The organism is Yinghuangia seranimata, assembly GCF_029953285.1.
GTDB classification, from domain to species: domain Bacteria; phylum Actinomycetota; class Actinomycetes; order Streptomycetales; family Streptomycetaceae; genus Yinghuangia; species Yinghuangia seranimata.
On sequence record NZ_JASAOI010000078.1, the window covers coordinates 34,981 to 48,331 of the forward strand.

A 13,351-nucleotide genomic window follows, 5' to 3' on the forward strand; every position below is an offset into this window, starting at 1 on the left:
GCGGGCTCAGGCGTCCGCCCGGTCCGTGGTGGGGCGGGCGGCGATCAGGCGGGTGAGGAGGGTCGTCAGTTCGGCGCGGGCGTCGGGGGCCAGCGCGGCGAACCAGGCCGATTCGCGTTCCGCGTGCGCGGTGAACGCCTCGGCGACCGCGGCCTGCCCGCGCGCGGTCAGGGCGACGAAGACGGCGCGCTTGTCCTCGGGGGTGCGGCGGCGCTCGACGAGGCCGTCGCGTTCGAGGGTGTTGACCGCGTTGGTGAGTGCCGAACGCGACATCACGGAGAGTTCCGCGAGTCGTCCCGGCTGGGTGGGGCCGAGCACCCACAGCTTGAACATGACCCGGAACCCCGGCACCGTCCAGCCGCGCGGGCGGTGCACGGACGACTCCAGGTCGGTCAGCAGCATGTACGCGAAGTGCAGCAGCAGATACCCGAGTTCGAACTGGTCCGGGTCGGCGTCGGGGGCCAGCTCGGGCATCCGGGCGCGGGCGTGGGCGGCGTACCGCAGGTCGGGCGGCAGGTCGGGGGCGGCGGGCCGCGTCGCCCGGTCTTCGTTCTCGTGCACGGGGTCCATCCTGCCAACGGGTCTTGCGCGGATCCGTTCCCGCACGCACTATGGGGCGAAATTGTTATGGCCAAAACAAAACTGCTCAGGGAGGCACCGTGCGCGTCGTCGTCGCCGGAGGAGGGATCGGCGGGCTCACCGCCGCGTTGTCGCTGCACGCCGCGGGGATCACGGACGTCACCGTCCTGGAGGCCGCGCCGGAGATCCGGCCGCTCGGGGTCGGGATCAACCTGCTTCCGCACTCCGTGCGCGAGCTGACCGAGCTGGGCCTCGCCGACCGGCTGGCCGAGCTCGGCGTGCGCACCGGCGAGCTGGCCTACTTCAGCCGCCACGGGCAGGGCATCTGGTCCGAGCCGCGCGGTGTCGCGGCCGGGTACCGCTGGCCGCAGTTCTCCGTGCACCGGGGCCGGCTGCAGATGATGCTGCTCGACGCCGTCCGCGAGCGGCTCGGCGAGGCCGCGGTCCGCACCGGCGCGGCCGTCGAGTCGTACGAGGACACCGCCACCGGCGCGCGCGTCCGCCTCGCCGACGGCGGGCACGTCGACGCCGACCTGCTCATCGCCGCGGACGGCATACGCTCCGCGATACGCCGGCAGCTGTTCCCGTCCGAGGGCCCGCCGCCGTGGAACGGCCTCGTGCTGTGGCGCGGCACCACGCGGGTCCAGGCCCCGGCGTTCCTCGGCGGCCGCACGATGATCATGGCCGGCGACGGCACCGAGAAGTTCGTCGCCTACCCGCTCACCGACACCCCCGACGAGGCCGGCACCGTCCTGCTCAACTGGATCGCCGAGCGCCCGCTCGAGACCCCGCCGCCCGCGCCCGGCGACTGGAACCGGCCCGCCGACCCCGCCGAGATCCTGCGCCACTTCGGCGACTGGGCGTTCGACTGGCTCGACATCCCCGGCGTCATCGCCGCCGCCGACGCGGTCTTCGAGTACCCGATGGTCGACCGCGACCCGCTGCCCCAGTGGACGTACGGCCGGGTCACGCTGCTCGGCGACGCCGCGCACGCGATGTACCCCATCGGCTCGAACGGCGCCTCGCAGGCGATCCTCGACGCCCGCGTCCTCGCGCACGCCCTCGCGACGCACGCCTCGATCGAGGACGCGCTCGCCGCCTACGAGGCCGACCGCCGCCCGGCGACCACCGCCATCCAGACGGCGAACCGCGGCCTCGGCCCCGAGGTCGTCATGCGCACGGTCCACGAGCGCGCGCCGGAGGGCTTCACCGACATCGACGAGGTCCTCTCGCTCGCCGAGCGCGAGGAGGTCGCCGCGGCGTACAAGCGCACCGCCGGCTTCGACCCGGAGACCCTCAACACCCGCGCCTCGTACGACGCGACCTGGCCCGGCGCGCAGTCCGCCGGATCCGCCGCGTCCGCCGACGCCGCCCAGGGCGGTGCCGCGTGACCGACTACACGCCGCCCACCCCCGGCATCGAGCCGCTCGCCCGCTTCCGCGTCGAGGTCGGCCCGATCCTCGACCTCGGCCGCACCCCGTGGGGCAACCGCCGCGTGATCCCCATCACCGGCGGCTCCTTCGAGGGCCCCCGCCTGACCGGCGAGATCCTCCCCGGCGGCGGCGACTGGCAGGTCGTCCACGCCGACGGCACCGCCGACATCGACACCCGCTACACGCTGTGCACCACCGACGGCGCCCGGATCCACCTGACCACCACGGGCCTGCGCCACGGCGCCCCCGACGTCATGGCCGCCCTCGGCCGCGGCGAACCGGTCGACCCGCGGCTGTACTACTTCCGCCTGGTCCTGCGCTTCGAGACCGGCGACGAGCGGTACACGTGGCTCAACCGCACCATCGGCGTCGCCTCCGGCATGCGCGCCGACAACCGCGTGGAATACGACGCGTACACGCTGAGCTGACTTAAACGCCGCATGCGCGGCACCGCTCCTGCGCCCGGTCCGGCAACCGGCGTGCAGGCGAGCCCGCTCCGTGACCGTCCCGGGTACCGGAGCGGGCTACATGCGTTGCCGCAGATGTACACCGCTGACCCGCGCATCCACGCGGGTGTGTTCGATCGTTACGGGCGCGGCGGCCGCCCGGTCCACCGCCGGTGCGCGGTGCGGTGCCCACGTTTCCGTCGCCTGGGCGCATCGGTGTCAGGCGGCGGCCCCGGCAGTCCCGGCGGCGCCGGCCGGGGCTCCCACGTCACGCCCTGGCGGGCGAGGGAGTCCAGATACGCGACCAGCACATGATCGGGTTTGCGGATGCGGTCCCGTTCGTCCTCGGGCAGCGGGCCGAGCACGTCCACGAGCTCGAGCTTGCGCGAGACGTGGACCATCTGGCTCTGGTAGACGCGGCATTCGGGGCACCAGAAGAATCCGATGCACCGCTCGTAGCTCGCGGACTCCGGCGGGTGGAAGCGGTACTGGTACGTCCGGATCGGCGTCGCGCAGTCGGCGCACACATACCGGTCGCCGTCACGGACGGTCCGCCACTGGTGGTCGGGCAGCCATGCCGGGCGACCGTGCTCTTCTCTTCACATCGTCATGGGCCGGAGTCTCGCACGAGGGACGGCACTTCGTCCCGCCGTTAACCGCCCCACGCGGCCTACCCGCTCTGCAGGATGCGCTCGATCGTCACCGGGTCGGCGCTGGTCGGGACCGGCGGCGGCAAGGGTTCCTCGTCCGCCGGTTCGTCGTCGGCCGGTTGCGGGTGCCAGCCGACCATGAACAGCGCGACGACCGTGCAGACCGTCAGGCCCACGACCAGCGGGGCCAGCAGGTGCGGCGAGTCGGCGCCCTTCAGCGTGTCGGTCGGGCCGTGCAGGTGGACGGAGACCGCGGTCATCGCCGTGTAGTGCATGCCGCCGACGGCGACGCCCATCGCGAGCGCGGCGCCCAGGATCGCGCCCGGGCTGCGGACGTTCAGGGCCGCGTAGAGCGCGATGGTGGCGGCGACCATGGCCACGCCCACCGAGACGACCACGGTCCCGGCGTCGTACGACGTGCTGCCGCGCATGCGCATGGCCGCCATGCCCACGTAATGCATCGTGGCGATGCCGCAGCCGGTCACCGCGCCGCCGACGGCCAGCAGCGCGGGCCGGTTCACGTCGCGCGCCGCGACGCTGAGCCCCACGCCGACGACGCCGATCGCGAGGACGAGGCTGGTGAGCGTGAGCGTGACGTCGTACCGGATCGGCGTGCCCTCGACCGAGAAGCCCAGCATCGCGACGAAGTGCGTCGCCCAGATGCCGGTGCCGCCGATCGCGAACGCGCCCAGGGCGAACCAGCGTCTGCGCGCCCAGCCGTGCGCGCCGTGGGCGCGCGTGGTGCACACGAGGCCGAGCACCGAGCCGACACAGGCGACGAGGTAGGCGGCGACGGGAGTGACAGGGCCTGCGGAGAACTGGTCGATGTGACCCACGGATTGGCGAGCTCTTTCTGCCGGTGGTGATCGCGGTCGTCGGCGGGGACGCGGCGCGGGCCCGTCCCGGTTTCGCGAAAAGGCGATGCGAGCCGACGGAAAGCCGCTCAGGCGACCTTGCGCACCTGGTCGCGGTCGTCGAACGGCTCGGGTACCGGCGACCGCCGGACCACCAGCACCGCGGCGTCGTCCTCGAGCCGGCCGCCGGTGTGGATGGTCACGTCGGTGATGAGCTCGTGCGCGAGCCGCTGCGACCCGTAGTGCGCCCAGCGGGCCAGGCGTTCGCCGAACGGGTAGAAGCGGCCCGCCTGGTCGCGGGCCTCGGTCACGCCGTCGGTGACCACGACGAGGACGTCGCCGGGCACATAGCTGACCCGGTACTCGGCGTACTCCAAGTCGTCGTACAGCCCGGCGGTGCCCAGCGGCGGCGCGCTGATGGGCAGTTCGAGCTCGACGGCCCGCCCGGCCCGCAGATGGACGGGCGGGGTGTGCCCGCACGACAGCATGCGCAGGTGGTTCGGCTCGTCGAAGGCGAACAGCACGGCGGTGGCGAAGCGTTCGTCGGCGGGCCCGGCGCGTTCCTCGTCCAGCTGCGCGATGCGTTCCTCCAGGCGGGCGGCGAGGCCGGGCAGGCTGGGCTCGTAGTGCGCGGCCTCGCGGAAGCACGCCATGAGGGTGGCGGCGGTGGCGATGGCGCCGACGCCCTTGCCGCGCACGTCTCCCATGAGCACGCGCATGCCGTGCCGGGAGCGGACGACCGCGAACATGTCGCCGCCGACCTTGGTGTCGACGTCGGCGGGCAGATACAGCGCCGACACCTCGTAGCCGGGCAGGTCCGCCGGTATCGGCTCCAGGACGGTGCGCTGGAGGATGAGCGTCGCCGAACGCGCCTTGCCCAGTTGGACGGTGTGCCGGACACGTGTCGCCGAGGCCCACACGCCGACGACGCACAGCCCCGCGACCACGCTGAGGTGGATCACCCGCGAGCCGGACCCGGTGTCGTTGTGATGCAGTGTCAGCACCCCGGCCGCGACCATGGTCGCGCCCGCCAGGCGGGCGGTCGCCCACGGCGGGAGCAGCGCCGCGAACGCGGGCGGGATCATGCCGAGCGCGACCGCACCGGGTATCTCACGCCCGAAGTACAGGTCGCACACCATCAGGCACAGCAGGATGCCGTACGCGGCCGCGCTGACCCGCAGTTGCGGCGCCTTGCGGCGGTACCAGTCGCCCCATGTGGACCCGCCCCGCAGCCAGGGCGGGGGCGGTGACGCGTCGGGCGAGGCGTCGGCGAGGTCGCCGGCGTACGGGCCGGCCGCGTACGTCGACCGGTCGGCCGGCGGTGCATCGTCGTCGGTGCACAGGTTGAGTCCTTGCCGCGTCACGGGCGCCAGCCTATGCGGTGGACCTCGGACGGTGATCAACGCCCGGGGCGTTGCGGTCGTCGTGCCCGGACGCGGTCCCCGGGGCCGGGTCCGACGCCGGGTCAGGGCCGGTGTCGGCGGGCGGGGCCATCGTCGCGGCGGCGTCGCTGTCGCGCGTGAACAGCGCGAACACCACGCCCACCGCCGCCATCGCGGCGGCCGCCGCGAACGCCCAGTGGTACGCCGTGTAGTTCGGCCGCGCCGCGGCTCCGGTGCCGGTGAAGATCCCCACGCCGGCAAGCACGCTCCCGAGCACGGCGACGCCGACGGCCGCGCCGAGTTGCCGCTGCACGTTGAACAGCGTGGTCGCGTTGCCCATGCGGGGCATCGGCACGGTCGCGAACGCGGCGGTCTGGCTCGGCATGAACACGTTCGCCAGGAACAGCCCGGTGACGAACAGGTCGGCGCGCACCCACCACAGGCTGGTGTCCGGGCCGACGAACCCGAGCAGCGCGATCATCAGCGACACCCCGGCCAGTCCCGCCGCGGTCAGCCGGCGCGGCCCGACCTTCGGGTAGTAGCGGGCCACGAGTTGCGTCGCGAGCACGATGCCGACCGCCGTGGGGAACGTGGTCAGGCCGCTGTCGGTGGCCTCCAGCCCGCGAGCCCGCTGGATCATGATCGGCAGCACGAACACCGTGCCCAGGAAGCCCGCGGACGCCGTGACCGTCACCATCGTGCTGGTGAGGAACAGCCGGTCGCGCAGCAGCCGCAGGTCGAGCATCGGCTGGTCGTTGCGCGACTCGACCACCACCAGGAGGACGAGCAGCAGCACGCCGCCCGTCGCGGTGCCGAGGATGACCGGCGAGGTCCAGCCCCGCTGCGCGCCCTCGGTCAGCGCGTACAGCGTCGCCGCCAACCCCAGGCCCGCGCACGCGAACCCCGGCAGGTCGAAGGGCCCGGTGTCCGGCTCGCGCCGCTCGTCCAGGTACAGCGCCCCGAACACGAGCGCCGCGACGCCGACCGGCACGTTCATGTAGAAGACCCAGTGCCACGAGGCGTGGTCGACCATCAGGCCGCCGACGATGGGCCCGAGCGACGGCGCGAGCGCGGTCGGGATGATCAGGACCCGCGACGCGCGCATGCGCTCGGCGGGCGGATACGTGCGCATCATCATCGCCATGCCGACCGGCGTCAGCAGCCCGCCGCCGATGCCCTGGAGCACCCGGAAGCCGACGAGCTGCGGCAGGTCCTGCGCGAGCCCGCACAGCGCGGACGCGGCCGTGAAGACGGCCAGCGCGAAGAGGAACACGCGCTTCACGCCGAACCGGTCGCCGAGCCAGCCGGCCGCCGAGATGAACACCGCGAGCGAGACCAGGAACCCGACGTTGACGCCCGCGACCGAGGACGGCGCCTCGTGGTAGTCGGACGCGATCGAGGGCAGGGCGACGTTGACGATCGTCGAGTCCAGGACGGTCATGAACATCGCGACGACGAACACGATGCTGACCACGGCCTTCTGACTCGGCCTGGGGACGGGCATGGCGGTTCCCTGCTGCTCCGTGGGGCGCCCGGGCGGTGCCCCGGGCGGTGCGAGAACAGGTTTTATCGCAGGTTCGCGCGGAAGTCTGCCCCCATCGGGCCGTCAGGCCGTGCCGCGTACCGGCAGCCCCGCCTTGCGGTAGACGTCGTCGATCAGCCGCATCGTCTCCACCGCGTCCTCGGCCGGGGTCAGCGGCTCCACACCGCGCAGCACCGCGTCCGCGAACGCCTGCAGCTGGTACTGGTACGTCGGCGTGCGCGCGGCCTGCCCGAGGTGCTCGCGCCGCTTGCGGCCGTCGACCGTGACGGTGAACGTGTGCCGGAAGTGCGGCGCGACGTAGTTCATCACCGCCATCTCGCCGCGCTCGCCGACCACCTTGGCGCTGATGCCCAGCACGTGCCGCGACAGCATCGAGGACCGCATGGTCGCGGTGGCGCCGCCCGGCAGCGCGAAGTGCGCCTCCATCGCGCGGTCGACGCGCGGGTCCCGCTTGAGGACGGTGGCGCGCGCCGAGCGCACCTCTATGCGGGCGTCCGGCGCGGTCTCGTCGGGCGCGGGCGCCAGGTACCGGACGGCGTTGACGGCGTAGCAGCCGGCGTCCATGAGGGAGCCGCCCGCGAGCGCGAAGTTGTAGCGGATGTCGCCCATCATGGGCAGGGGGAAGCACATCGTCGTCGAGATGTGCCGGACCGCGCCGATCTCCTCCTCGTCGAGGATTTCGCGCATGCGCCTGGCCAGTGGGTGGTAGCGCCAGTGAAAAGCCTCCATGCAGACCAGCCCGGTGCGCTTGGCGGCCTCGGCCACCTCGCGCGCCTCCGCCTCGTTGGCGGTCATCGGCTTCTCGCACAGCACGTGCTTGCCGGCCTCCAGCGCGCGCACCGCCCACTCGGCGTGCAGGCCGTTGGGGAGCGGTATGTAGACGGCGTCGAGGTCGGGGTCGGCGAGCAGCTCGGCGTAGTCGCGGTGCACGGTGCGGATGCCCTGGCGACGGGCGAAGGCCTCGGCCTTCTCGGGGTCGCGCGCGGCCACGGCGGCCACCGTGACCTCGGGGACGAGGCGCGCCGGCTTGGTCAGCGCGTTCGGCGCTATGCGCGCCGCGCCGAGCACACCGATGCGGATCCGTTCCATGTCAGCCCCCAGGTCGTGTGGCGCGTTGCGCGCATCGTAGGGCGCGGTACCTGGGGCGGGAAGGCAATGTCGGCCGCTTCCGGAGGCGTAGAGTAGAGTTCTCTCGACATCGAGATACCTGTAGGAGACGTCGTGTCCGCGAACAGCTTCGACGCCCGCACCACGCTGAACGTAGGTGACGAGTCGTACGAGATCTTCAAGCTGGACAAGGTGGAGGGCAGCGCCCGCCTTCCGTACAGCCTGAAGATCCTCCTGGAGAACCTCCTGCGTACGGAGGACGGCGCGAACATCACCGCCGACCACATCCGGGCGCTCGGCGGCTGGGACCCGTCCGCGGAGCCCAGCGAGGAGATCCAGTTCACCCCCGCCCGGGTGATCATGCAGGACTTCACCGGCGTTCCGTGCGTCGTCGACCTCGCCACCATGCGCGAGGCCGTCAAGGAGCTGGGCGGCGACCCGGCCAAGATCAACCCGCTCGCGCCCGCCGAGATGGTCATCGACCACTCGGTCATCGCGGACGTCTTCGGCCGCCCCGACGCGTTCGAGATCAACACCGACATCGAGTACGGCCGCAACAAGGAGCGCTACCAGTTCCTGCGCTGGGGCCAGACCGCGTTCAACGAGTTCGCCGTCGTGCCGCCCGGCACCGGCATCGTGCACCAGGTCAACATCGAGCGCCTCGCCCGCACGGTCATGGTCCGCAACGGCCAGGCCTACCCGGACACCTGCGTCGGCACCGACTCGCACACCACGATGGTCAACGGCCTCGGCGTGCTCGGCTGGGGCGTCGGCGGCATCGAGGCCGAGGCCGCGATGCTCGGCCAGCCCGTCTCGATGCTCATCCCGCGCGTCGTCGGCTTCAAGCTGACCGGCAAGCTGCAGCCCGGCGTCACCGCCACCGACCTCGTGCTCACGATCACCGACATGCTGCGCAAGCACGGCGTGGTCGGCAAGTTCGTCGAGTTCTACGGTGACGGCGTCGGCGCGGTGCCGCTGGCCAACCGCGCCACGCTCGGCAACATGTCGCCGGAGTTCGGCTCGACCTGCGCGATCTTCCCGATCGACGGCGAGACGATCAACTACCTGCGCCTGACCGGTCGTCCCGAGCAGCAGCTCGCGCTCGTCGAGGCGTACGCCAAGGAGCAGGGCCTGTGGCACGACCCGTCGCGTGAGGCCGAGTACTCCGAGTACCTCGAGCTCGACGTCGCCACGGTCGTCCCGTCCATCTCCGGCCCGAAGCGCCCGCAGGACCGCGTCGTGCTGTCCGAGGCCAAGGCCAAGTTCCGCGCCGCGCTGCCGGACTACGTCGCCGAGGCCGACGAGGCGGGCAAGGAGTCCTTCCCGGCCTCCGACGCGCCGGCCAACGGCGTGCGGCCGTCCAAGCCGACGTCGGTGACCGCCCCCGACGGGACGTCGTACGAGATCGACCACGGCGCCGTCGTGATCGCCTCGATCACCTCGTGCACCAACACCTCGAACCCGTCGGTCATGCTCGGCGCGGCGCTGCTGGCGAAGAAGGCCGTCGAGCGCGGCCTGTCCGTCAAGCCGTGGGTCAAGACCACGCTGGCGCCCGGGTCCAAGGTCGTCATGGACTACTACGAGAAGGCCGGCCTGCTCCCGTACATGGAGAAGCTGGGCTTCAACCTGGTCGGCTACGGCTGCGTGACCTGCATCGGCAACTCGGGCCCGCTGCCCGAGGAGGTCTCCGCCGCGATCAACGCGCACGACCTGGCCGCGGTGTCGGTGCTGTCCGGCAACCGCAACTTCGAGGGCCGGATCAACCCGGACGTCAAGATGAACTACCTGGCGTCGCCGCCGCTGGTCGTCGCGTACGCGATCGCCGGCTCGATGGACCTCGACATCACCACCGAGCCGCTCGGCGTCGACGCCGACGGCAAGGCCGTGTACCTCGCGGACATCTGGCCGTCCGACCAGGAGGTCGCGGACACGGTGGCGTCCTCGATCGACCAGGACATGTTCACCACCTCCTACGCCGACGTGTTCGCGGGCGACCACCGCTGGCAGTCGCTGGAGGTGCCGACGGGCGACACCTTCGAGTGGGACCCGCAGTCGACGTACGTGCGCAAGCCCACGTACTTCGAGGGCATGAAGATGGAGCTGACCCCGGTCACCGACATCTCCGGCGCCCGCGTGCTGGCCAAGCTGGGCGACTCGGTCACCACCGACCACATCTCCCCGGCCGGCAACATCAAGGCCGACAGCCCGGCGGGCACGTACCTCGCGGACCACGGCGTGGAGCGCAAGGACTTCAACTCGTACGGCTCGCGCCGCGGCAACCACGAGGTGATGATCCGCGGCACGTTCGCGAACATCCGCCTGCGCAACCAGATCGCGCCGGGCACCGAGGGCGGCTTCACGCGTGACTTCACGCAGGCCGACGGCCCCGTGTCGACGATCTACGACGCGTCGGTCAACTACCAGGCCGCGGGCGTCCCGCTGGTCGTGCTCGCGGGCAAGGAGTACGGCTCGGGCTCGTCGCGCGACTGGGCGGCCAAGGGCACCTCGCTGCTGGGCGTCAAGGCCGTGATCGCCGAGTCGTACGAGCGCATCCACCGCTCGAACCTGATCGGCATGGGCGTCGTCCCGCTGCAGTTCCCGGCCGGCCACACCGCCGACTCGCTGGGCCTGACCGGCACCGAGACCTTCTCGATCACCGGCGTCACCGAGCTCAACGAGGGCCGCACCCCCAAGACGGTGAAGGTCTCCACCGACACCGGCGTGGAGTTCGACGCGGTCGTCCGCATCGACACCCCCGGCGAGGCGGACTACTACCGCAACGGCGGCATCATGCAGTACGTGCTCCGCTCGCTCGTCGGCAAGTGAGCTGACGCGCAATAACGGACAGTTCGCGAGGCCGGCCCCGGACGGGGCCGGCCTCGCGGCGTTCGCGGGCGGTGGTCTCTCAGAGCAGCAGCGGGTCGCGGAAGTAGTAGACGACAGTGACGCCGAAGCCCGGCGTGTACTGGTACACGAGCGTGACCGCCTCGGCCGAGTCGGGCGCGAGGCAGGTCGTGTAGGTGTACTCGATCATCGGCTCTCGCCAGCCGGGGATCTCGTCGCCGATGCGCGGGTCCTGGCGGATCCTGTCCAGGGCGGCCGCCGCGACCGCCTGTTCACCGGGGGACAGCTGGGCAAACGAATGCTTGGCGGGTTCCGACTCCTCTAACGGGACGGTCACTCGGTCCACCCCGGGGGCCGGGCGCTTTCCAGCGCGGCCATGATCTCCGGGGAGTCGCGGATCAGGAGCCGATGCCGATAGGCGGTCACGACCCGCGCGACCTCGCCCAGATCGCCGACCGGCGATGCCTCTACGGCCGCGCTGAGGTCCCGGTCAAACCGTTCGCGGTCACCCGGAAAGCCGTAGCGGCCGAGCGCTCTGCGGAGGTCGGCGATGGTGCGCACTTCGGGCAGCCGCGGGTCGGTGTGATGCGGCTCGTCGTGTGCAGTGCTCATAGCCTCAGACTACGAACTTTCGGACGTCGAGGGCATGCCTTCGGCAGGGATCGTCCGAACGGGTGGTCGGGTCAGAGGCGCGGGTTCCAGCGCTTGCCGATCAGTGCCTCCTCGACCAGGGTGACCTCGCGTTCGAGGGCGGCGGCGCGGGCGCCCTCGTACTCGTAGGCGCGGAGCAGCGCCTCGATCGTGTTGACGTCCTCGCGGTCGCGCAGGTCGAGGCGGGCGGTGCTGTAGCCGTAGCGGGCCGCCTGGAGGGCCGCGGTGACGTGCTGGCGGGCCATGCGGGCGAGCAGCGGGGGATGGCGGCGCAGCACCTCGTGGCGCCGGTAGCCGGGCGGGACGAGCTCGTAGAGCCACCGGACGGCGGTCTCCTCCCAGCCGTCGACGCCGGGCGGGCGCACACCGCGCGGCCAGCCGGGCGGGGCGACGCCGTCCTGCCCCGTACGGCCGCCTCCGTCGGCCGGATGGGCGCCGTCCACGCCCGCGGCACGCTCGAAGCGCCCCGGGCGCTCCCATGCCGGGCGGGGTGTCGGGTCGGCCCTATCGCTCATATGTTCGAGTATGCCTCTCCGGCGATCGATCATGCACTGTTGATCTTGGTCTGGGGCGCGTCGCGGATTCCAGGCAAAGACTCCGCTAAAAGAGTGCAATTAGTGCTATTTATCACTCTTTCCCTCGCGGCCGGGAACCCGCCTCACCTGAACCTCTGCGTCCGCAGCCCCCAGGGAGGCCTCCGTGAAGACGGTGCTTCGATCCCGCGGCCTTGCCCGCCGCACCGCGGCGCTCGGCGCCGCGACCGTCCTCGTGCTCGGCGCCGCCGCGTGCGGCAGCGCGAAGGAGTCGTCCGGCGGTGGCGGGGCGAGCTCCGGGGCCAGCGGCGGTACCGGCGTCACCGTCGACAAGGGGTTCAAGGTCGGCCTGCTGCTGCCCGAGAACAAGACGGCCCGCTACGAGAAGTTCGACAAGCCGTTCTTCGAGCAGAAGATGCGCACGCTGTGCCCCAAGTGCGAGGTGCAGTACGCCAACGCGCAGCAGCAGGCCAGCACCCAGCAGCAGCAGGCCGAGGCCATGCTCACCAACGGCGTCAACGTCCTGGTGCTGGACGCCGTCGACACCAAGGCGGCCGCGGCCATCGTCGACTCGGCCAAGGCCAAGGGCGTCCCGGTCATCGCGTACGACCGCCTCGCCCAGGGACCGATCAACGGCTACGTGTCGTTCGACAACACGACCGTCGGCAAGATCCAGGGCACCTCGCTCCTCGAGGGCCTCAAGAAGGGCGGCGACCCCAAGCGCGGCTCGATCATCATGATCAACGGCTCGCCGACCGACCCCAACGCCGGCGAGTTCAAGAGCGGTGCGCACTCCGTGCTCGACAACCAGGTGGTCATCGGCCGTGAGTACGACACCCCGGACTGGTCGAACGACAAGGCGCAGAGCGAGACCGAGCAGGCCATCACCGCGCTCGGCGGCCCCGGCAAGGTGATCGGCGCCTACTCGGCCAACGACGGCATGGCGGGCGGTGTGATCGCGGCGCTCAAGGCGGCGAACTTCAACCCCGTGCCGCCGGTCACCGGGCAGGACGCCGAGCTCGCCGCGATCCAGCGGATCCTCACCGGCGACCAGTACATGACGGTGTTCAAGCCGTACCAGCCCGAGGCCGACACCGCGGCCGACATGGCGGTCGCGGCGGCCACCGGCAAGAAGTTCTCCGGCGACCTCACGACGAAGAACAACGGCACGCTCGACGTCAGCGCGATCATCCTCAACCCGCAGCCGGTCACCAAGTCCAACGTCAAGGACACCGTGGCGAAGCCGCCGTACTACTCGGTCGCGGAGATCTGCACGCCCGACTACGCCGCGGCGTGCAAGGCCGCGGGGCTGACCTGAGGGGGCTGAGC

The 13,351-nt window shown here is 71.7% G+C and carries 13 protein-coding genes; 4 read left to right on the forward strand and 9 right to left on the reverse strand.

The window, feature by feature from the left end:
• Positions 1 to 6 precede the first annotated feature (6 nt).
• On the reverse strand, positions 7 to 561 hold the full coding sequence (locus QI554_RS39155) for a MarR family winged helix-turn-helix transcriptional regulator (protein ID WP_281477462.1): 555 nt from the start codon (positions 559 to 561) through the stop codon (positions 7 to 9).
• 98 nt (positions 562 to 659) lie between these two features.
• Here QI554_RS39155 and QI554_RS39160 point away from each other — a divergent pair, with 98 nt between their 5' ends.
• Both QI554_RS39160 and QI554_RS39165 read left to right on the forward strand, forming a co-directional pair.
• Complete coding sequence (locus tag QI554_RS39160) at positions 660 to 1,970, forward strand: flavin-dependent oxidoreductase (RefSeq protein WP_281477463.1); 1,311 nt, start codon at positions 660 to 662, stop codon at positions 1,968 to 1,970.
• Positions 1,967 to 2,440 (forward strand): DUF3237 domain-containing protein, encoded by a 474-nt coding sequence (locus QI554_RS39165; protein WP_281477464.1) that lies wholly within the window; start codon positions 1,967 to 1,969, stop codon positions 2,438 to 2,440. The genes QI554_RS39160 and QI554_RS39165 overlap by 4 nt, the downstream gene beginning before the upstream one ends.
• 158 nt (positions 2,441 to 2,598) lie before the next feature.
• On the opposite strand, the gene QI554_RS39170 is transcribed toward QI554_RS39165, so the two are convergent.
• The 5 genes from QI554_RS39170 to QI554_RS39190 all read right to left on the reverse strand — a co-directional run bounded on the left by QI554_RS39170 (position 2,599) and on the right by QI554_RS39190 (position 7,976).
• Positions 2,599 to 2,985: a hypothetical protein gene (locus QI554_RS39170; protein ID WP_281477466.1), complete on the reverse strand. Its 387-nt coding sequence runs from the start codon at positions 2,983 to 2,985 to the stop codon at positions 2,599 to 2,601.
• A gap of 143 nt (positions 2,986 to 3,128) precedes the next feature.
• The gene (locus QI554_RS39175) at positions 3,129 to 3,944 is read right to left on the reverse strand and encodes an MHYT domain-containing protein (protein WP_281477467.1); all 816 of its coding nucleotides are present in this window, start codon (positions 3,942 to 3,944) and stop codon (positions 3,129 to 3,131) included.
• Positions 3,945 to 4,051: 107 nt separating this feature from the next.
• The gene (locus QI554_RS39180) at positions 4,052 to 5,326 is read right to left on the reverse strand and encodes a PP2C family protein-serine/threonine phosphatase (protein ID WP_281477468.1); all 1,275 of its coding nucleotides are present in this window, start codon (positions 5,324 to 5,326) and stop codon (positions 4,052 to 4,054) included.
• Positions 5,327 to 5,336: 10 nt separating this feature from the next.
• A complete protein-coding gene (locus QI554_RS39185) occupies positions 5,337 to 6,848 on the reverse strand; it encodes an MDR family MFS transporter (RefSeq protein ID WP_281477469.1) in 1,512 nt (503 codons plus the stop codon).
• A gap of 102 nt (positions 6,849 to 6,950) precedes the next feature.
• On the reverse strand, positions 6,951 to 7,976 hold the full coding sequence (locus tag QI554_RS39190) for a Gfo/Idh/MocA family protein (RefSeq protein ID WP_281477471.1): 1,026 nt from the start codon (positions 7,974 to 7,976) through the stop codon (positions 6,951 to 6,953).
• A 132-nt stretch (positions 7,977 to 8,108) separates the two neighbouring features.
• Here QI554_RS39190 and acnA point away from each other — a divergent pair, with 132 nt between their 5' ends.
• A complete protein-coding gene (acnA, locus tag QI554_RS39195; RefSeq protein ID WP_281477472.1) occupies positions 8,109 to 10,820 on the forward strand; it encodes an aconitate hydratase AcnA in 2,712 nt (903 codons plus the stop codon).
• Positions 10,821 to 10,899: 79 nt separating this feature from the next.
• Here acnA and QI554_RS39200 read toward each other — a convergent pair whose 3' ends face one another.
• From QI554_RS39200 to QI554_RS39210, 3 genes are all read right to left on the reverse strand, one after another.
• Complete coding sequence (locus tag QI554_RS39200; protein ID WP_281477474.1) at positions 10,900 to 11,175, reverse strand: hypothetical protein; 276 nt, start codon at positions 11,173 to 11,175, stop codon at positions 10,900 to 10,902.
• Positions 11,172 to 11,450 carry a hypothetical protein gene (locus QI554_RS39205; protein ID WP_281477476.1) on the reverse strand — a complete coding sequence of 93 codons (279 nt, stop codon included), beginning with the start codon at positions 11,448 to 11,450 and terminating at the stop codon, positions 11,172 to 11,174. Before QI554_RS39205 ends, QI554_RS39200 begins: the two co-directional genes overlap by 4 nt.
• A 71-nt stretch (positions 11,451 to 11,521) precedes the next feature.
• Positions 11,522 to 12,004 carry a hypothetical protein gene (locus tag QI554_RS39210; RefSeq protein ID WP_281477477.1) on the reverse strand — a complete coding sequence of 161 codons (483 nt, stop codon included), beginning with the start codon at positions 12,002 to 12,004 and terminating at the stop codon, positions 11,522 to 11,524.
• Positions 12,005 to 12,188: 184 nt separating this feature from the next.
• On the opposite strand from QI554_RS39210, the gene QI554_RS39215 reads away from it, so the two are divergent.
• The gene (locus QI554_RS39215; RefSeq protein ID WP_281477479.1) at positions 12,189 to 13,340 is read left to right on the forward strand and encodes a substrate-binding domain-containing protein; all 1,152 of its coding nucleotides are present in this window, start codon (positions 12,189 to 12,191) and stop codon (positions 13,338 to 13,340) included.
• Positions 13,341 to 13,351 lie beyond the last annotated feature (11 nt).

What these genes read in the sequence shown, in the direction of transcription:
- QI554_RS39185 (WP_281477469.1), bottom strand. Translation starts at nt 6,848, where the DNA reads ATGCCCGTCCCCAGGCCGAGTCAGAAGGCCGTGGTCAGCATCGTGTTC.
- QI554_RS39190 (WP_281477471.1), bottom strand. Translation starts at nt 7,976, where the DNA reads ATGGAACGGATCCGCATCGGTGTGCTCGGCGCGGCGCGCATAGCGCCG.
- QI554_RS39205 (WP_281477476.1), bottom strand. Translation starts at nt 11,450, where the DNA reads ATGAGCACTGCACACGACGAGCCGCATCACACCGACCCGCGGCTGCCC.
- QI554_RS39210 (WP_281477477.1), bottom strand. Translation starts at nt 12,004, where the DNA reads ATGAGCGATAGGGCCGACCCGACACCCCGCCCGGCATGGGAGCGCCCG.